A 20467-nucleotide genomic window follows, 5' to 3' on the forward strand; every position below is an offset into this window, starting at 1 on the left:
ATTTACTGCTGTCACGACAGAGACCTCCTGAGCAGACCCACAAAGTCTGCACGCAGCTTTTTGGACCCATCCACCGGGTCAATCCAAACACTGGATCGAATCAGATAAGTCGCCATTCAGAATCAGGAATCTGTGTCATGACAATAACAGCAGCCCTTCAATCAGCACAATTGCAGTCAGTTTCTGGTGAGGTCACGAACGACCGGCGCCGAAGTGATGACAAACGCATCTCTGCAATGGCGGTCCTGGCAATCAGCCTTTTTCTGGGCTTGGGCCAAATTGGTAACGCGGCTGCACAGTCTGACACACGGGCCGTCCTTGAGGCACTGTACAACGCCACCGGCGGCACCAACTGGACCAACAGCACGGGTTGGCTGGGGGAAGCAGGTACCGAGTGTGACTGGTTCGGTGTGCAGTGTGACCAGCAAGATGCCCTGACAGGTCTGAATCTGGCCAACAACAACCTGACCGGTGAGTTGCCGGCAGCGCTGTGGAGCGCCTCAACGCTGCAGTTCCTGAGCCTGCACAGCAACAATCTCTCCGGCGCACTGCCCGATGCGCAGACCTTTGCAGCCCTGACCCAACTGGGCAGCCTGGATCTGGGGGGCAATGATTACACTGGTTCTCTGCCGACCGGTGTCGGCAGTGCCAGCAACCTGCGTAATCTGTTCCTGTGGGGTAACCAGTTCAGCGGATCGATTCCGGCAGAGTGGGCCAACCTGACATTGTTGGAGAACCTGTCGGTGGGTGGCAACAACACCCTCAGTGGGTCAATCCCGACCTTCCTGGGCAGCCTGAGCAATCTGGTACAACTGGACCTGGCCTACAACGCCTTCACTGGCGCGGTCCCGGCCGAGCTGGCAAATCTGGGCAATGCGACCTCGATCAATCTTCGCAGTAACCAGCTCAGCGGCGCGGTGCCCCAGGCCATCCTGGATAAACTGGATGTGATCAATCTGTGGGCCAACCCTCAGCTGACCGGCCTGACGCTGGGCAGTGAGGCCGCCTGTGATAACCAGACGGCACTGACAGTAGGCGTGCGAGCAAATGGTGAGCTGACCCCGTTTACTGACTGCTACTTCGAAGAAGACAACATCGTGGCGGACTTCTTCAGTCTGGATCTGAGTGGCGAAACCGGCACGACCTTGCTCAACGTACAGGCCTATTCCGATCACTACTACCCACACGTAGGTGTGCTGGACAGCAACAGTTACGAAGGTCTGGATATCGTGGATACCCAGGTCCAGCAAAATGGCCTGTCATTTGAGGTAGCGCTGCCACCGGGGCAGTATGTGCTGTACATCCATGGTGGCACTTACCAGCCACAGAATGTAGCGGCAACTGGCACCTACTGGCTGGAGGCAACACTGACTAACGAGCTTCAGTCAGGATGTCTTGATTTCAACAACACCTGGGTGACCAAGGGTGTTGAGCTAGACGGGGCAATCAGCGGTGACGACTGTCTTGATGAATTCGGTGATCCGGATCGTCTGTTCGACTCCTACGCTATCTGGCTGGAGCAAGGCGACTCAGTAACCGTGACGCTGGAGGCTGAGATTGCCACCCAGCTCCTCAGCTTCAGTGACTCTGCGTTTATTGCGGGAACACCAAACACCGCCGCTGGCGTAAAACACGGGCTGACGGTCACCGCGACCGATCGCGGCTGGCACCGCTTTGCGCCATACACTACCAACAACAACCCACTAGAGACCGGGGCTTACACAATCCGCTTTGTTGAGACGCCAGTCTTCGGCGACACGCAGGCCTGTACACAGAACCTGCCGGGCATTGCACTGGGTGGTTCGGCCAACGGCTCACTGAACAGTGAGACCGACTGTTTGCACTTCAACCGGCTGAGTGACAGATATGTGCTGACGCTGAGTGAGTCGACACTGTTTCGGATGGATGTAACAACAGATGGTTTTAATCCTCTTTTGGGACTGTTTAAAGTAGGCAACGCTGATCTCCTGCTGGGCAATCGCTCCAGCGCGAGCACCAGTGTCAGTCTCGAACTCTTCCTTGCGCCGGGTCAGTACTGGCTGTTCGTCAGCAGTGCACAGCAGGTGCTAGACACCGCACCACAAGGCACCTATTCACTGAATGTTGGCGCTGCTCTGCCGTTGTCCCAGATGCAGACCACCGGCTGTGCGGGTGGCAATACCCGTCTCGTGATTGATGGTACCACTGCGCTGACCGGCGAGGTTGCAGCAGGCGACTGCCAGGACAGTAACTCTACTGTCGGTATTGAAGCAGGCAGTCCAGAATACGATGGTTACCAGCTGGTATTACCAGAAGGCGCACCCGAGATTCAAATGAATCTTGAGGCTGCTTTCCCCGCGCGATTGAGTGTCTGGCGCGCTGGCCAGTTTGTTCAGTTCTGGGACGTCGCAGCCGGACAGAGCACTCAGCAATCGTTGACTACCGCTGGCTCGTATCAGATCTACGTGCTTGGGCAGCAGGGGCCGAACTCTCAAAGTGGCGCTGACCGCGGCACATATTCACTGACGCTGACACCACAGGTGGGAGATGCGCAGGCATGCAGCACACTGTCCAGTATATCCCTGGACAGCAGCACGGATGGCTTGCTGGACCGAAACGATGATTGTTTCCAGAATGGTCGACTGATTGACCGCTATTCACTGACCTTGACTGAAACCACATTGTTCCGGGTCTCACAGATCAACAATCAGTTTGCACCGTTTACCGGTATTTACAATGCAGACGGCAGCCGTCTGTTGGGCAGTCGTTTGGCGCAGACCAATGTCTACACTGAATACCTGCTGCCGGCGGGCCAGTATCAGGTTTTTGCCAGCAGTCGATTTACCGATGCACTGATACCTCCGGCTGGCAGCTATACGTTGCAGATCAGTGCCGCGTTGCCAATGAGCGACCTGCAGACTAACTCATTGTACGGACCAACCAGGTTGATTCCTGAAGGGAGTGTCGAAGCGGCGCTTACTAACACAGACTCTGTCGACCCTGTTATTCAGGATGGTGTGACGCGCTACATTGATGGTTACAGTTTTGCAGTACCGGCGGGAGAAACCATTACGGCGACGCTTGACGCCAGTTTCCCTTACCGATTTGTAAAGTGGGCCGGTACGTCTTTCTCTGAATTAACACTGGACGAAACCGATATTCAGATAGATGCCGCGAATGTCTCTGCCAGCAAAGTGCTTACGGGCCCTGCCAACTATCTACTGTACATATTGGGTAATGCGGAGGCAGTGACAGGCTCATACACGCTGAGTTTTGCTTCAGGTGTAGGTACTACTGCGCAGTACGACGCTCTGCTTGCCCTGTACAATGCAACCGGTGGCGCCAACTGGACCAACAATGCTGGATGGCTCGGAGCTGCGGGTACCGAGTGTAGCTGGCATGGTATCAGTTGTCAGAACGGAGTCGTGACCCAGATCGATCTGGGCGGCAACAACCTGGTGGGAACACTGCCATCAGAGCTGGGCTCGTTAACCAGCCTGACAGGCCTTTGGTTATGGGATAACCGCCTTGAAGGCAGTGTTCCGGCTTCGCTGGGCAATCTGGTCAACCTGACCCACCTGGATCTGTCTTATAACCTGCTGACAGGACAGGTGCCGGCTTCGCTTGCCAATCTGACCAACGCGCAAAGCATCAATTTGCGCAATAACCTTTTCAGTGGCGATGTCCCTCAGGCGGTGCTGGATACGGGTATCGTCAATCTGTGGGGCAATATTGCGCTGAACCTGGCTAAAGGTGATCCGGCTGCTTGTGCGGTGGACGATCAGTTAGTGGTGGGCGGTTCGGTCGCTGGTGAGCTGTCTCCGTTCACTGACTGCTATGTGGAAAGCGAGAATGTGATGGCTGATTTCTATCAGCTTGACCTCAGTGCCGCGCAAGGCACCACGCTGGTTCGCATCGAAGGTGACTCGCAGTTCTTCTGGCCACACATGGGCATCATCGGGGCAGAAGGTCTGGGCGATCGTGATATTGTGGAACGTCAGGTCGGTGAGCCACCGTTTGCCTTTGAGGCTGCGCTGGCCCCGGGTGAGTACACTATCTACTTCCACGGTGGAGAGTATACCGGCGACAAGAATGCCAATGTTCCTGCAACCGGTTCGTACTCCTTAAGTGTCACGGCCATCAATGAGCTGCAGGTCGGCTGTCGTGAGTTCAACAACACCTGGGTGACCAAGGGTGTTGAGCTTGGTGGTTCAATCAGCAGCGACGACTGCCTGGATGACTTTAATGAGCCACACCGCCTGTTTGACTCCTATGCCATGTGGCTGGAGCAGGGCGAGTCAGTGACCGTAGCGCTGGAAGCCGACATCGATACCCAGATCCTCAGCTTCAATGAAGCTGGGTTTATCACGGCGTCCTTCGGCCCGGCTAACATCAAACACGGTGTGACGGTTACAGCGACCAGCAGTGGCTGGCACCGCTTCGCCCCGTACACCACCAACAACAACCCGACCGAGACCGGTGCCTACACCATCCGCTTTATTGAGCCACCGGTGTTTGGGAATGCTCAGGCCTGTTCGACAAACATTCCTGACCTGGCGCTGGGAGGTAATGTCAGTGGAGCTCTGAACAACGATACGGACTGTTTCGAGTTTGGTCGCCTGCGTGATTACTACCGCCTGAACATCAGTGAGCCGACGCTTTTGAGAGCGGAAGTGCAAACAGATGAAACTACCGGCTACATGCCGATGCTTGGCATCACTCGCGCATGGGACTCATCCATGCTGCTTGGCAGTCGAGTTTCTGTAAACAACACTGTAACTCTTGAGATGTTCCTGGCCCCTGGCCAGTACTGGCTGTTTGCCTCCAGTCGCTTCACGGCACTGGACACAGCAATCGAGGGTAACTACACCCTGAACCTCAGTCAGGCCTTGCCCATCGATCAGATGCAGACCGGCGGCTGTACGGCCGGTGATACCCGTCTGGTGCTAGGCGGCCCGCTGGTGATAGACGGCCAGGTGGGTGAGGGTGACTGTATCGACAGCAGCCAGTTCGGTGAACAGGCCGGCTTCCCCGAGAGAGACTCGTATCAACTGGTTGTGCCCGAAGGCGCTCTGCCGGTGCAGGTCGATCTGCAGGCGAGCTTCAATGCCCGTCTGGCGGTCTGGCGTAACGGTCAGCCTCTGGCTACCCCGACCGTCGATGAGCAGGGTCAGGCCAACTATACGATTAACGGAGCGGGCTCCTACCAGATCAACGTACTGGGCCAGCAGGGACCAAGCTCGCAGAACGGAGCGGATCGTGGCAGCTATCAGTTGGCCATTACACCGCTGATAGGTAATGAGGCAGCGTGTAGCAACGTCCCGACTATCAACCTGAGTGACAGCATTAACAGCACCCTGGATCGACTGACGGATTGCTACCGCAACGGTCGGATGGTTGACCGTTATCTGCTGGAACTGGAAGAGACCACACTGTTCCGTGTGCAGCAGAGCAGTCAGGGCTTTGCGCCGCTGACAGGTGTCATGGCGGCAGAGGATCAGTCGCGCATATTCGGCACGCGGCTAAACACCGCACCAGTGAATGGCGTATTCAATGTCTACACCGAGTACCTGTTGCCGGCCGGCCAGTACTGGGTATTCGCCAGCAGCGTCCAGGCCGATGGCCTGATGCCCCCGGTGGGCAGCTACACGCTGAACCTCAGCCTGGCGCTGCCGATCAGTGACATCCAGAGCAATCCGCAGTTCGGTCCGACCCGACTGGTGCCGCAGGGCACCATCGAGGGTACGCTGAGCAACACCGATGCGATGGATCTGTTTGCCGCCACAGCAGAGCAGCAACGCTACCTGGATGCCTACAGCTTTGCGGTAGCAGAGAACGAGCGCATCACGGTGACACTGCAGGCGGGTTATCCGATCCTGCTGTCGAAGTGGCAGGGTACCAACTTCTCCAACCTGCAGTATGTGGAGGCTCAGCCTGCGGCGGCCAACACAGCGGTCAGCTATGAGCTGGAAGGTCCCGCTAACTACATCATGTATGTGATCGGCAATGCCGATGGGGTGACCGGACCTTACACCATCAGCTTTGATGATGGCAGCACAACTGCGGCCGCGACTCGCGCGGTACTGCAGGCTGTTTATGACGCAACTAATGGCGCCACTTGGACCAACAATACCAACTGGCTGAGCACGGAGGTTGCCCCCTGCGACTGGTTCGGTGTGCACTGTAATCAGCAGGGTGTGCTGATCGGTCTGGAACTGCCCAACAACAATCTGACCGGTGAATTGCCCGGTGCGTTGTGGAATACGACATCACTACAGTTCCTCACACTGAGGGAAAATAACCTCAGCGGCTCCTTCCCTGATGCTGAGACTTTCGCGGCCCTGACTCAGCTGAGCGGGCTGGACCTGGGAGGTAACGACTACAGTGGTGGATTGCCCGCCAGCCTTGGCAGTGCAGGCAATCTGACCAACCTGTTTCTGTGGGGTAACCAGTTCAGCGGTTCGATCCCGACCGAGTGGGCAAATCTGATTGAGCTGCGGTACCTGAATCTGGGTAGCAACGGCTCGCTTAGTGGATCACTACCGGCCTTCCTCGGTGATTTGGTGAATCTGCAGGATCTGGATCTGTCCTATAACGCCTTCACTGGAGAGATTCCGGCGCAACTGGCTAATCTCAGTAATGCGACGTCGATTAACCTACGCAGCAACCAGCTCAGCGGCGCAGTACCGCCAGCTGTACTGGATCTGGGCGTCGTGAACCTGTGGGCGAATCCTGGGCTGACTGGTCTGGCGCTGGGTAGTCCTGCAGCCTGCGACAACCAGGCTGCGCTGACCGTAGGCCAGCGCGTCACGGGCGAACTGACCCCGTTCACCGACTGCTACTTTGAAGAAGACAACATCATGGCTGACTTCTTCAGTCTGGATCTGAGTGGGGAAACCGGCACCACGTTGCTGCGTGTTGATGCCTACTCTGATTACTTCTACCCGCACGTCGGTGTTCTGGACAGCGACAGCTATGAAGGGCTGGATATTGTTGATACCCAGATCCAGCAGAATGGACTGACGTTTGAAGTGGCCCTGCCACCGGGTGAGTATGTGCTGTACATGCACGGTGGTACCTACCAGCCACAGAACGTGCCGGCTACTGGGGCCTACTGGCTGCAGACCACACGGGTCAACGAGCTGCAGAGTGACTGCCGTGACTTCAACAACACCTGGGTGAGCAAGGGCGTTGAGCTCAGCGGTGCGATCGGCAGCGACGACTGCCTGGACGAGTTTGGAGATCCGGATCGTCTGTTTGACTCCTATGCATTGTGGCTGGAAGAAGGTGAATCGGTCACGGTTACCATGGAAGCGGAGATTGCCTCACAGATCCTCAGCTTCAACCAGTCTGGCTTTATTGCGAGCTCGCCGTTTACGCCGGCCAACACCAAACACGGTGTGACGGTTACAGCGACCAGCAGTGGCTGGCACCGCTTTGCCCCGTATACCACCAACAACAACCCGACCGAGACCGGCGCCTACACCATCCGCTTTGTTGAGACGCCAGTCTTTGGCGACGGGCAGGCCTGTACACAGAACCTGCCAGGTATCGCACTGGGTGGCTCGGCCAATGGCTCACTGAACAGCGACACCGACTGCTTCAACCTGAGTCGCCTCGCCGATCGTTATGTGTTGAACATAAGCGAGCCGACACTGTTGCGCGCTCAGATGCAGACCGATGGCTTTATGCCAATGATTGGTCTGTACCGCGCCTTTAATACAGACGTGATGCTCGGCAATCGCGTTGGTATCACCGATACAACCACCCTTGAGATGTTCCTGGCCCCTGGCCAGTACTGGCTGTTTGCCTCCAGTCGCTTCACGGCCCTGGATACAGCAATCGAAGGCAACTACAGTCTGAACCTGAGTCAGGCACTGCCGATCGATCAGATGCAGACCGGAGGATGTACGGCAGGCGACACCCGTCTGGTGCTCGGCGGCCCGCTGATGATTGAAGGTGAGGTGGGTGAGGGCGACTGTATCGACGGCAGCCAGTTTGGCGAGGCGAACGGCTTCCCCGAGCGAGACTCGTATCAACTGGTTGTGCCCGAAGGCGCTCTGCCGGTGCAGGTCGATCTGCAGGCGAGCTTCAATGCCCGTCTGGCAGTCTGGCGTAACGGTCAGATCCTGCAGGCCAATGAGGTCAGTGCCGGTGGCAATACCAGCTACACGATCAACGGAGCAGGCTCCTACCAGATCAACGTGCTGGGTCAGCTTGGACCAGATTCACAAAGCGGGGCGGATAGGGGCAGCTACCAGCTGGCCATCACACCGCTGGTCGGCAATGAAACCGCGTGCAGCAATGTGCCGACCATCTACCTCGGTGACAGCGTCAACGGCACCCTGGACCGATTGACGGACTGCTACCGCAACGGTCGGATGGTTGACCGTTATCTGCTGGAACTGGAAGAGACCACACTGTTCCGTGTGCAGCAGAGCAGTCAGGGCTTCGCACCACTGACTGGTGTCATGGCGGCGGCGGATCAATCCCGGATATTCGGCACGCGGCTAAACACCGCACCAGTGAATGGCGTATTCAATGTCTACACCGAGTATCTGTTGCCAGCGGGCCAGTACTGGGTATTCGCCAGCAGCGTGCAGGCTGATGGTCTGCTGCCACCGGTGGGCAGCTACACGCTGACTCTCAGCGCCGCGCTGCCGATCAGTGATATCCAGAGCAATCCGCAGTTCGGTCCGACCCGCCTGGTGCCGCAGGGCACCATCAATGGCGAGCTGAGCAACACCGATGCGATGGATCTGTTTGCCGCCACTGCAGAGCAGCAGCGCTATCTTGATGCTTACAGCTTTGCGGTAGCAGAGAACGAGCAAATCACGGTGACCCTGCAGGCGGGTTATCCGATCCTGTTGTCGAAGTGGCAGGGTACCAACTTCTCGAATCTGCAGTATGTGGAGGCACAGCCTGCGGCGGCCAACACAGCGGTCAGCTATGAGCTGGAAGGTCCCGCCAACTACATCATGTATGTGATCGGCAATGCCGATGGGGTGACCGGACCTTACACCATAAGCTTTGATACAGAGCTGATACTTCCCTACGTGGCGCCAGCTGGAACAGACGCAACGATCACCTTGAATGAGGATCAGGTGTATGCCTTCAGTTCGAATGACTTTGGATTCTCTGACGAGGATGAGAATGCCTTCATCTCTGTGCGGATCAGCAGCTTGCCCACCGCCGGCAATCTGACGCTGAACGGCACCGCCATCACAGAAGGCCAGGAAATTGATGTGACGAACTTGTCTCAACTGGCCTTCAGACCTGCGCCCAATGCGTCAGGTGATAGCTACGCGACGTTCACATTCCAGGTACGTGATAACGGACTGGATTTGATCACTGGCCGCGATGGCAGCATCGATCTTGATCCAAGCCCCAACACGATTCAAGTGAACGTAACCCCGGTTAACGATGCGCCGCTTGGTTCAGGAAACAATGTCACACTCAACGCAATCAGCGCAGTTACTTTCTCGGAGGCTGATTTCGGTTTCAGCGATCCTGATGACAGTCCTGCGAATACTCTGCTGGCAGTGAGAATTGTTGGGCTGCCAAACGCGGGATCACTGTTGCTGGCAGGCAATCCTGTCACGTCCGGGCAAGTCATCCCCGCGACCGAGTTAACGGATTTGAGCTACGAACCGCCAGCCGAACTTGTCAGCCCATTCCTGGTCGCCTTCACTTACCAGGTGCAGGACAACGGAGGGACTGCCAATGGTGGCGTTGATACTGATGCGACTGCGCGAAGCTTTAGTATCGCTGTAGTAATCGAGCCACCAGTAACGCCCCCGCCAACAACGGGTGGTGGCGGTACGCCTGCACCGACCCCTACGCCTGAGCAGGTTGCTGATGAGATCAATAATCTGGATAACGATCTGCAGGTTATCGAGTCTGTTGTCGTCCAGCCAGGCCAGCCGGTGAGCCAGGAAGTGGTCAGTCAGGTGGGTAGTGCACTTGAGCGTACTAATACGCTGGCACAGCAAGTAACAACGGCCCTGCCAGCTGGCACAGAAGGTGTAAATCTGGCGCTCAATGCCCTGAACACCATGTCTCGTACGTTGACTGCCTCTGCGACGGTGTCAGCGGGTGGTGGCACTGTATCCAACACGGCGGCAACCAGCTCGATCAATAGTGTTGCGACGGTACTGAATGCTCTTAGTACACGTACGCAGAGCATCACTGCTGAGCAGCGCGCAACAGTTCAGTCACTGGCTTCATCAACGGTAAGCAACTCCAGTAACCTGATTCGTGCTGGCAGCACCAACGACGAGCTGGTGTCGATGGTTGCAGCGACCAGTGCGGTCATCAATGCGGCATCGGCTGCTGGTGGTACCTTGACGACAGAATTGGTCGCTCAGGCGGAAGCTCTTGTCACCAAGGCTGTCAAAACAGGTATTTCGTCGATTGCTCCTGGAATCAACGTTGAAGATCCGGTGCAGGTTGGAAATCTCTTGCGCACCAATCCACAGGCCCTCGAATTCGCCATCGACGCGTCTGTGGCGGTCAAGTCGCGAATCCAGACAGACAACACAGCTGTTCAACAAGAGCTGGCAAGCAGGGGGCTGGATACAGCTGCCAGTGAGCGCCTGACCAATGTGCTGACGGCGGTATCCAACCCTGATGGGGTAACTGTAGCCGGCTCTACGGCCAGCGAAGTTCTGTTGTCGGCCCTCGTGCAGTTCCTGACGGGTGGTTCACAGGCACTGGTTACTGAGGATGGACGGATCGTCATGGCATTGAACACCGGTGGCATCGAGCTAACGGTTGATGCACTGACGGGTACTCTGATGATCAAGGCGCCTGGAGAAACTTACTCTGCCGCTGTGGTCAATACCCGCATCGTCTCATCCAGCGTGCCAGAGGGTCTGTCTTTCATGCGCGACGGTCGGGCATTGATCGTGGCCAATGGTGTCGCCATGGAACTGGCGCCGATTGCGGTCGATCTGGTCGGGTTTACAAGCCTTGTCGAAGGCGCTGGCTATGAGATGAATCTGCGCGAACGAGGAGCCGTTCATGTCACGCTGGGTGCAAATGATACCTTCGTTGGCGTGTTTGCGTACGACAATCTGGCCAATACTTCTGGAAGCTGTGGCGCCAGTACGCTGACAGATCCGGCCGGGGAACCCAACTCAGCCGGATACGCCTTCGGTGTGAAGTGCAGCAATGGCGTCACACAGAAAATTGTACCGTTTGTCCATGATCCTGTGTTCTATCGCTCTGTCACAGATTACGGATTGACGCTGACGACAGACCGTAACACCGGCATCATTACTATCCCGAATGTTGGGGTATACAAACCTGGTTACTTTGTCAGCAAGCTGAGCAGCGCGCAGCAGCAGTTCCTGGCAACGAACAAGGATGCACGCGGTGTTGCTTTCGAGTTCAGGGACTTGAACGGAGATGGACGTGGTGACGTCGTGTTCTACACGGCAGCCGGGGCTCAGCACCTCTACCATGTGGCGCCTTGAGTACCTTGAAATGAGTCTTGGCATGGATGCCAGATAGCAGGGAAATGCGGCAGGGATGAATAATGGGCCAGGGATGGCCCGCCTCCTGACGGTGCGATCTACAGCAGATCCGGCCCGCTACCGGCGCCCGGCTTCTGAGTTCGCAGCGCCTTCAGGCTCTTGTTGATGCGTTTCAGATAATCCTTCAACAGGTCTTTTCGTTGTCTGGCGACACCCATCGCCAACACATCAATCACCAGTAAGTGGGCTATCCTGGATGATACTGGCGTAAACACCTGCAGGTCCTCTTCCATATTCACAAAAATAGGGATGGTGCACAATTTGATCAGCGGTGTGTCCTGGGGCGCCAGGCCGATGACCGTGGCCCCTGCTTCCAGGGCTAATTCCACACTCTGAATCAGAGCTTTGGTTCGGCCAGACTGCGATATCGCGACGATCACATCGCTTTCGCTTAATGACAGAGCGGACATGTGCTGAATATGCGGGTCTGTGTACGCGGCACTTGACAGTTGCAGCCTGAAGAACTTGTGCTGCGCATCTGATGCCACTGAGCCGGAAGCGCCGAAGCCGTAGAATTCGACACGCTTGGCCTGATTGATGGCGACAATCGCAGCCTCCAGTGCCACGGGATCAAGTTCATCGCGTACAGCGATCAGCGATCCGATGGTCGAATCGAACACTTTGTGACTCAAGTCAGCAACGGTATCCGAATCATCAACCGAGAACTGCGAATAGCTGCTGTTCGCACCAAGATGCTGGGCCAGTTGTAACTTGAAGGACTGGAACCCATCAAAGTCCAGCGCCCGACAAAAGCGGACCACCGTCGGCTCGCTGACATCTGCGTGCGCGGCAACATCCATGATACGCATGGTCAGCACCGCGGCCGCATTATCCACGACAAAATCCGCCACCTTGCGTTCTGACTTGCGCAGAGATTCGCGTCTATCCTTGATTTTTGTGATCAGATTCTGGGCGTCCACCGCTGCCTTCCTGTTACACTGCAGTGAGAAACTATAGCAGGAAGGGGGTTGCCAAGACAGTGCGAGTTCGTCTGGGACAGCGCATGCAGGACATCAGCGCTACATCATGGAATGCATTGGCTGGGGGTGCTGGTCCATTCCTGAGGCATGAATTTCTGGCGGCGCTGGAGGCCAGTGACTCAGTGGCACGCTCTACCGGCTGGCAACCTTATCATGTCACGGTGCACGACCATGATGAATTGATTGCAGCGATGCCCCTGTACGTCAAGCACCACTCTTACGGCGAATATGTATTCGACTGGTCCTGGGCCGATGCCTATCGTCGTTACGGCAAGCCATACTACCCGAAACTGTTGACGGCAATCCCGTTCACACCCAGCCAGGGCTCACGCCTGCTGGTGAAGGATGCACAAGTACAAAGCAAAGTATTGCCGTTGCTTGTGGATACGATAAGAGGGTATACACAGCAAGGCGAGTTCAGTTCCTGGCATCTGCTGTTTCCACACCCTGATGATGCAGATGGGCTTGATCAGACCGGCCTCATCCGGCGTGAGGGTTGTCAGTACCATTGGCATAATCGAGGTTATGATTCATTTGACGATTTTCTCGCCCAGTTCAGTTCGCGCAAACGAAAGAATCTGCGCAAAGAGCGTCTGTCCATCAATGATCAGGGATTGAGTTTTCACCGAATTCACGGCGCCGATATTGATCAGCACACCTGGGATATTTTTTATCGCTTTTATCAGAATACCTACCAGATTCGGGGTCAGCACGGTTATCTGACGCGCGACTTCTTCTCTCGTCTTGCCAGTCAGATGCCCGAGAATGTCCTGCTCATTATGGTGAAACACCATGATCGATACGTCGCTGGCGCGCTATTCCTTTACGATGAGCACTCACTGTTTGGACGCTATTGGGGTTGTGAGGCAGATTTTCACAATCTGCATTTCGAAACATGTTACTACCAGGGCATTGAGTTCTGTATTGAAAAGGGGCTGACACTTTTCGACGCGGGAGCCCAGGGTGAACACAAACTACGCCGTGGGTTTGAACCGGTGCGCACGCTGTCATATCACTGGATAGAAGATCCGGCATTCAGACACGCAATCGCCGACTATTGTCAGCAAGATTCGCTCCACGTCACGGAGTTTATCGACTCTGCTGAAACGTATCTTCCGTTCAAAAAATCACTGACCGTCGACGATCAGTTCACCAAGTAATTTACGCTGCTCATTGTCCGGGTCAACAAAGCGCACAAGAAGATTGACGAACTCCGAGTCGGGCCTTTTTTCAACCGCTGCGCAACTGTGTACGTAGGCTTTTAGTCCGGTGATGCTGCCTGCTGCCTGATTGCCAGGAGACAGTGTCAGCGTCAGTGACTCAAACACACCTGGATGTACATCGGCTCGTTTGGTTACCATCAATGCTTCGTCGATACTGATAGCTTTTATCATGCATCGAAGCTCCTGGTCACGCCAGTGAATTATACTGGTACCCTTGATGCGAGGCTTCTCTGGTTTGCCACTGGTCAGCGCCGCCGCCGAGCCTCCGGCCAGCGGGTCTTTGCCGCTGAGAATCTCAACAGAACTGAAGGGGCCAGATTTACCACTTTGGCTGGGTTCGGCGTTTGGTTTTGGCAGCTTGCCTGAGCGAACCAGAGACTTGCGGACTTTCTGTAACAGCTCTTCGGGTGTGAAAGGCTTGCCAAGATAGTCTGAGACACCAGCCTGTACCGCGCGCATGATATTGTCTTTGCCGCCCAGGCTGGTGATCATTATGAAAGGAATAGATGCCAGCTTCTCCTCTGCACGTACCCATTGCAACAGCTCCTCACCACTCATGCCCGGCATTTCCCAGTCGCTGAGAATCAGGTCGACGGGTTGCCTCGCCAGAATGGATTGTGCTTTTCGCCCATCCGACGCTTCCATGATTTCGCATTGTGGAAGATATTTGCGAATGGTCCGCTTTATCAGGTCCCGGATGAAACTGGCGTCGTCGCAAAGCAGAATTCGGATCTTCATATCAGGCCTGCTTTCTCAAAAAGACGGGTGACTTTTCACTGGAGTCCTTTTCACTGTATCGGTAACCTGCCACATCAAAGTCCAGTAGCGCTGACCTGCTCCGTACCCGATTTTTTATTACCCATGAAGCCATCATGCCGCGAGCCTTCTTGGCGTAGAAGCTGATTATTTTGTACTGACCATTTTTGTAATCTTTAAAAACCGGGCCGACAACAGGAGCGCACAGCTTTTTGGGGCTGACCGACTTAAAGTATTCATTCGAGGCCAGATTGAGCAGGAACGGGTTTTTCTGTTCGGCCAGAAGAGAGTTCAGGTGCTCTGTCAGCGTGTCACCCCAGAATTGATACAAAGACTCGAATTTTCCATGCTTGAGCGCGGTACCCATTTCCAGACGATAAGGCTGCATCAGATCAAGCGGCCGGAGCAGGCCGTAAAGACCTGACAGGATACGGACATGATTCTGCGCGAATGTCAGATCGCGTTTGTTGAGTGACTGTACGTCCAGCCCAATGTACACATCACCCGTGAAGGCGAAAATGGCCGGTCGTGCGTTGTCTTCGTTAAACGGAAGTTGCCAGTTAAGATTGCGCTGAAAATTCAGTTCGCCCAGCTTTGGGCTGATGTGCATCAATTTTGACAGATCATCAGGTGAATACTTGCGCAGCGTTTTCACCAGTTTGGCCGACGCATCCAGAAACTCGGGTTGAGTCACCGTCAGTTTAGGTGTGGTTGACTCAAAATCGAGAGATTTTGCTGGTGATAAAACCAATAACATATAAAGCCTCTATTGCGACCACTACACTGAGCTGGCGAGATCCTGCCACCAGTTCAGTGGCGTCTGGCCATCCTCAGGGTCGTAAACATTGCCATAGTACCAGACACTTTCCGGAAAGCGCTTCAGCACGGCTGTAATGACTTCTTCAATCTTCTTGAAGCCAATCGACACATGCACACTGTAAATCAGCACGCCCGGACTGCAGACGTCGCGGGTACCATCAATGAGCTCAATCTCAGGTGTCAGGGCCTGATCCAGCTCCGCTATGTTATGCTTACTGAAAACACGGATACTCAGATTACCGCTGTGTTCAAGTAATTCGTATCCACCGGTGTTATCGGCCGGATAACGGATTAGATCACCGGAAGCGAGTCCGCGAACGAAAACAGGCGACTTCTCCAGCCGGAACTGATCGGGGTGTCCCTCGACAGCAATAGCTGAGACCTGTTCCACCACAGGGTCATTATTATCGTTATAGCCTGCGATTACCGGGAGCTGTTGCGTCTGGCTCATGTTATGCCCTGGTACCTGAAATATGTCTGAACAAAAACGCCATTGTAACGCGTGAGCTACCATGCTGGTACTGTTTGAAAGGATCGTACAGCGCAGTCGCTGGTTTAAAGGCCCCGCCTTTGTGGCGCTGGCCGCGATGTTGGCAGTATGCGCCTGGGTGCTGGTATGGGCTCCGATGCCGGTGCAGGATCAGTGGCTGATACCGATCATTGTCCTGACACTCTGGCTGCTGCTCTGTGCCTCGACGATAACTGTATTTACCAATGTTCCCCTGAATGACTATCAAAATCTGGGCTGGACAGGCAAAATACGCCGCAAACTGGCCAGGTTCCTTTTTCATTTGCTTGCCTGGTTCATGCTAATAATCAGTCTGGCCTTGCTGGTAGTCAGTTTTCAGCTGCTGATGGCCTGGTTTAGAGGGCCCTGAACAAAACCAATAACAGGAGTACAACGTGGGCCTGATCGACGACGATATGGATAAAGATCCCGTTCCGGCAGGGGAACTTGCCCTGCAGACCCTGGCCATGCCGAGGGATACCAACGCCAATGGCGACATATTCGGTGGCTGGCTGGTCTCGCAGATGGACCTTGCCGCGGGGATTGCCACCAAACAGGTGACCCGTGGCCGATCTGCTACGGTTGCGATCAAAAATGTGGAGTTTCTGGCGCCTGTCAGCGTCGGTTCGGTGGTCAGCTGTTATGCCGAGGTGCTGGAGATTGGCCGTAGCTCGATGCACATCAACATTGAAGTGTGGATATCGAACTCGCTGACTCAGGAAGCACAGCGCAAGGTGGCAGAGGGATTGTTCATTTTTGTGGCCATCGATGACAACGGGCGCACACGCCGCATTACGCCGCCCAACCAGTAGTTGGTAAAGGGCCCAGAGGTATTTACCTTCGTAAATCCTTCAGGCCCTTTGGGTCCCCCGTCGCCTTTACCGTAGGCTTAAACGCCTTCCTTGATAAATGTGCTGGTGATTTTACCGCTGGTCATGGCGCCACTGACATTCAGTGCAGTGCGGCCCATATCTATCAGCGGTTCAATTGAAATCAGCAGTGCGGCAAGCTCAACCGGCAGACCCATGGCTGGCAACACGATCAGTGCGGCAAATGTTGCACCGCCACCAACACCGGCGACACCAAACGAACTGATAGTGATAATGCCGATCAGTGACAGAATAAAGCCAATGTCCATCGGGTTGATGCCGACCGTCGGAGCGGCCATCACAGCAAGCATGGCCGGGTAGATGCCGGCACAGCCATTCTGGCCAATGGTGGCGCCAAACGATGCGGACAGACTGGCAATCGACGGTGGTACCTTCAGCTCATCTACCTGCGTGCGGATATTCAACGGAATGGTAGCTGCGGAACTGCGCGTGGCGAATGCAAAGGTCAGCACCGGCCAGATCTTGCGGTAGAACTCGGCAGGATTATTACCCGTCAGGCTGAGCAGCAATCCATGCACGCCGAACATGATGCCCAGTGCAATGTAAGACGCCACAACAAAACCAATCAGATTCAGGATGTCGCTGCCATTGGAGCCCGCTACCACATAGGTCACCAGCGACAGGATGCCATAAGGTGTCAGACCCATGATCATCTTCACCAGACGCATCACAATGGCCTGAATGGTTTCCGTACCACCCTTGATGCGATCGCTGTATTCGGGCTTCTCGCGGCTGACCAGAAGTGCCGCCAGACCAAACAGCATGCCGAAGATAACTACGGCAATAATGGATGTACTGCGTGCTTCGGTCAGGTCACGGAAGATGTTGGTAGGGATGAAATTGACGATGACCTGGGCGAAAGTCAGGCCTTCCACCATGGGGGCCCGTGACTCCAGGAATTCCACCCGCGCCGCCTCGCGCGCACCACCGACCATGCCCTCAGCGGTCAGTCCGAACAGGTTGGTGACCACGATACCGACAATCGCGGCAATCATCGTGGTGAAGACCAGAATACCAATGACTGAACCGCCAATTTTACCCAGTGCGGCTACCTCATGCAGACGCACCACTGCCGCAATCATGGTGACAAGCACCAGCGGGATAATAATCATGCGCAGCAATGCGACATATATATCGCCAGGCAGATCCGTCCAGGTGAGTGTGGGACGGATTTCATCGATATTGCCGCCATGAATGATCTGCAGGAACAGACCAAACACCACACCCATGGCAAGCGCTATGAAGACCTGTTTGGCAAGACTGGTATCGGGTCGGCGCAGTTTGTACAGGGCGTACAGCAGGGCCACGAAGATGATGATACCGAGCACGTTTAACATGGACATGGAGGATCTCCCGTTATTATTGTCCCACTTGTTTTTGTTCCACTCTTATAGCGCGTAAGCTACTGCCCTAGCAAACATTTTGCCAGAGACGAAGGCAACTGAGTGCGTTGCCATCATCAAATAGGTTCAAGACGCGCGTAGGCAAGTACCAGCCACTTGCTGCCTACTTCGGTGAAATTCACCTGGACGCGTGCATTATTGCCACTGCCCTCGTAATTCAGGACCACGCCTTCGCCAAACTTGCCGTGACGCACACGCTGGCCCAGGGTGATGTTGGTCTGAGGCACCGCGGCACCGCCGTAAAGACTGCTCGATGAGGCCCGTGGCGCGACTGCCGGGCGCTGGATGGTGGTTTTCATCCGTACCGGCTCAATCAACTCCTGCGGCAATTCGCGGATAAACCGGGATGGCCGGCAGATGTTGACATCCCCGTGCATTCGCCGCGATTCAGCGCAGGTCAGATACAGCTTTTCCATGGCGCGGGTGATGCCGACGTAGCAGAGCCGGCGTTCTTCCTCCACGCCGGTCAGGTTTTCCATCGACATTTTGTGCGGGAACAGGCCTTCTTCCATACCGGCGAGAAACACCAGCGGGAACTCCAGGCCTTTAGCGCTGTGCAGAGTCATCATCTGCACGGCATCGTCTGATTCTGAAGCCTGCGCCTCGCCAGCGTCCAGCGCCGCCTGATCCAGGAACGAGGCAAGTACGTCGCTGGTCAGCGCCAGTGGGTCATCACTCTCGTCGAGGCCGGAACTCTGCGCCTGCCAGTCTTCGGCAAAACTGCGTGTGGCACTGATCAGTTCGTCCAGGTTTTCCAGTCGACCCTGGGCTTTATCACCGCCTTCTTTCTGGTGATGTTCAATCAGGCCGCTCTGCTTGATGACATGAGCGACTTTTTCGCCCAGTTCCAGCGGATGACAGTTTTCATCCATGTCATCAATCAAACGCATGAATGCCTGCACGGCTGCCGCCGCACGAGCAGGCAACAGTTTATGGTCGAGACTGCGCTGACAGGCCTGCCACAGGGACGACCCGTCATTGCGCGCCAGTTCCCGCAGGCTGTCCAGCGTACGCGCACCAATGCCGCGCGTCGGTACATTGATGACACGCTCCATGGCAGTATCGTCATGACGATTAACCGTCAGGCGCAGATAGGCCAGCGCGTTGCGGATTTCCAGCCGGTCGTAAAAGCGCTGGCCGCCATAGATGCGATAGGGCATGGATACCCGCAGCAGGGCTTCTTCCAGCTCGCGGGACTGGGCGTTGGAGCGGTACAGGACTGCTGCATCACTGAGGCGATGTCCGGTGTTCAGCCAGTCCTGCAGCCGATCCACAATGAATCTGGCTTCGTCCTGCTCGTTAAACGCCTCGTAAAGCGAAATGGCTTCGCCTTCGCGGTCCTCCGTCCACAGCTCTTTGCCCAGCCGGCCCTGGTTGTTGGCAATCAGGTGGTTGGCTGCCTTGAGGATGGTGGAAGTCGAGCGGTAGTTGCGCTCCAGCCGGATGATGTCAGCGCCGGTAAAATCCTTGTTGAACTGCTGGATGTTTTCGATGCGGGCACCGCGCCAGCCGTAAATCGACTGATCATCGTCGCCAACCACCATCAGGTGATTATTGCCGCCGGCCAGCACTCGCAGCCAGGCGTACTGCACGGCGTTAGTGTCCTGGAACTCATCGACCAGAATATGGCTGAAGCGGCGCTGATAGTGGTCCAGCAGGCCGGGATTGTTCAGCCACAGCTCGTGGGCGCGAAGCAGGATTTCAGCAAAGTCCACCATGCCTCCGCGCTGACAGGCCTCTTCATAGGCGGTATAAACCGTGAGCATGGTGCGGGTGAACTCGTCACCATAGTGTTCTATGTTGGCGGCGCGCAGACCTTCGTCTTTCTGCGCGTTGATGTACCACTGCACCTGGCGCGGGGGCCATTTGTCCTCGTTAATGCCCAGCGCCTTGCTCAGACGCTTTATCAGCCGAAGCTGGTCATCACTGTCCAGGATCTGGAAGTTCTCAGGCAGATTGGCTTCACGCCAGTGTTGGCGCAGCAGCCGGTGCGCCAGGCCATGGAAAGTGCCGACCCACATGCCGCCGATCGGGCGCTCCAACAGCTCTTCGATACGGCTGCGCATTTCGCGGGCGGCCTTGTTGGTAAATGTAACGGCGAGAATGCCAAAAGGCGATACGCCCTCCACCTGCATCAGCCAGGCGATGCGATGGACCAGCACGCGGGTCTTGCCGCTGCCGGCGCCAGCCAGTACCAGCATACTGCCAGGGGGCGCAGAGACAGCCCGGCGTTGCTCGTCGTTCAAGGAATCTAGTAAGTGGGATACGTCCATAACCGCTTATTGTAGCAGCCTGATTAAAGCATGGCTGTGATATTTATCCTTTTGCCCACTACGCCTTGCTGATAAAATACCGATCCTTTGCTCGATAAA

Annotated in this window: 10 protein-coding genes; 4 read left to right on the forward strand and 6 right to left on the reverse strand. The window is 55.7% G+C overall.

Features of this window, described 5'->3' with window-relative positions:
* Positions 1–137: 137 nt before the first annotated feature.
* Positions 138–11456, forward strand: coding sequence for a hypothetical protein (locus QGM61_RS10715; protein WP_281132938.1), 11319 nt, complete (start codon positions 138–140; stop codon positions 11454–11456).
* Positions 11457–11554: 98 nt separating this feature from the next.
* Here QGM61_RS10715 and QGM61_RS10720 read toward each other — a convergent pair whose 3' ends face one another.
* Entirely contained in the window at positions 11555–12436 is an 882-nt protein-coding gene (locus tag QGM61_RS10720; protein WP_281132940.1) for an SIS domain-containing protein, read from the reverse strand.
* A gap of 59 nt (positions 12437–12495) precedes the next feature.
* Between QGM61_RS10720 and QGM61_RS10725 the strand changes: the two genes are divergently transcribed.
* A complete protein-coding gene (locus tag QGM61_RS10725) occupies positions 12496–13656 on the forward strand; it encodes a GNAT family N-acetyltransferase (protein WP_281132942.1) in 1161 nt (386 codons plus the stop codon).
* Here the strand turns inward: QGM61_RS10725 and QGM61_RS10730 are convergent.
* From QGM61_RS10730 to QGM61_RS10740, 3 genes are read right to left on the reverse strand one after another with little or no spacing between them, the layout of a single operon-like run.
* On the reverse strand, positions 13624–14457 hold the full coding sequence (locus QGM61_RS10730) for a response regulator (RefSeq protein WP_281132943.1): 834 nt from the start codon (positions 14455–14457) through the stop codon (positions 13624–13626). The genes QGM61_RS10725 and QGM61_RS10730 overlap by 33 nt on opposite strands.
* 1 nt (position 14458) lies before the next feature.
* Positions 14459–15232 (reverse strand): peroxide stress protein YaaA, encoded by a 774-nt coding sequence (gene yaaA / locus QGM61_RS10735; RefSeq protein ID WP_281132945.1) that lies wholly within the window; start codon positions 15230–15232, stop codon positions 14459–14461.
* Between the two features lie 21 nt (positions 15233–15253).
* Positions 15254–15745, reverse strand: a complete 492-nt coding sequence (locus tag QGM61_RS10740; RefSeq protein ID WP_237132587.1) for a DUF4265 domain-containing protein — start codon at positions 15743–15745, stop codon at positions 15254–15256.
* Between the two features lie 61 nt (positions 15746–15806).
* Between QGM61_RS10740 and QGM61_RS10745 the strand changes: the two genes are divergently transcribed.
* Both QGM61_RS10745 and QGM61_RS10750 read left to right on the forward strand, forming a co-directional pair.
* On the forward strand, positions 15807–16172 hold the full coding sequence (locus QGM61_RS10745) for a hypothetical protein (protein WP_237132588.1): 366 nt from the start codon (positions 15807–15809) through the stop codon (positions 16170–16172).
* Between the two features lie 46 nt (positions 16173–16218).
* Positions 16219–16614 carry an acyl-CoA thioesterase gene (locus QGM61_RS10750; protein WP_237133405.1) on the forward strand — a complete coding sequence of 132 codons (396 nt, stop codon included), beginning with the start codon at positions 16219–16221 and terminating at the stop codon, positions 16612–16614.
* Between the two features lie 77 nt (positions 16615–16691).
* Here QGM61_RS10750 and QGM61_RS10755 read toward each other — a convergent pair whose 3' ends face one another.
* Positions 16692–18035 carry an L-cystine transporter gene (locus QGM61_RS10755; protein WP_237132589.1) on the reverse strand — a complete coding sequence of 448 codons (1344 nt, stop codon included), beginning with the start codon at positions 18033–18035 and terminating at the stop codon, positions 16692–16694.
* A gap of 116 nt (positions 18036–18151) precedes the next feature.
* Entirely contained in the window at positions 18152–20368 is a 2217-nt protein-coding gene (gene uvrD, locus QGM61_RS10760; RefSeq protein WP_237132590.1) for a DNA helicase II, read from the reverse strand.
* Positions 20369–20467 lie beyond the last annotated feature (99 nt).

Origin of the sequence: Pseudohongiella sp. SYSU M77423 (genome assembly GCF_029911965.1) — a bacterium.
In the GTDB taxonomy this organism is placed as follows: domain Bacteria; phylum Pseudomonadota; class Gammaproteobacteria; order Pseudomonadales; family Pseudohongiellaceae; genus Pseudohongiella.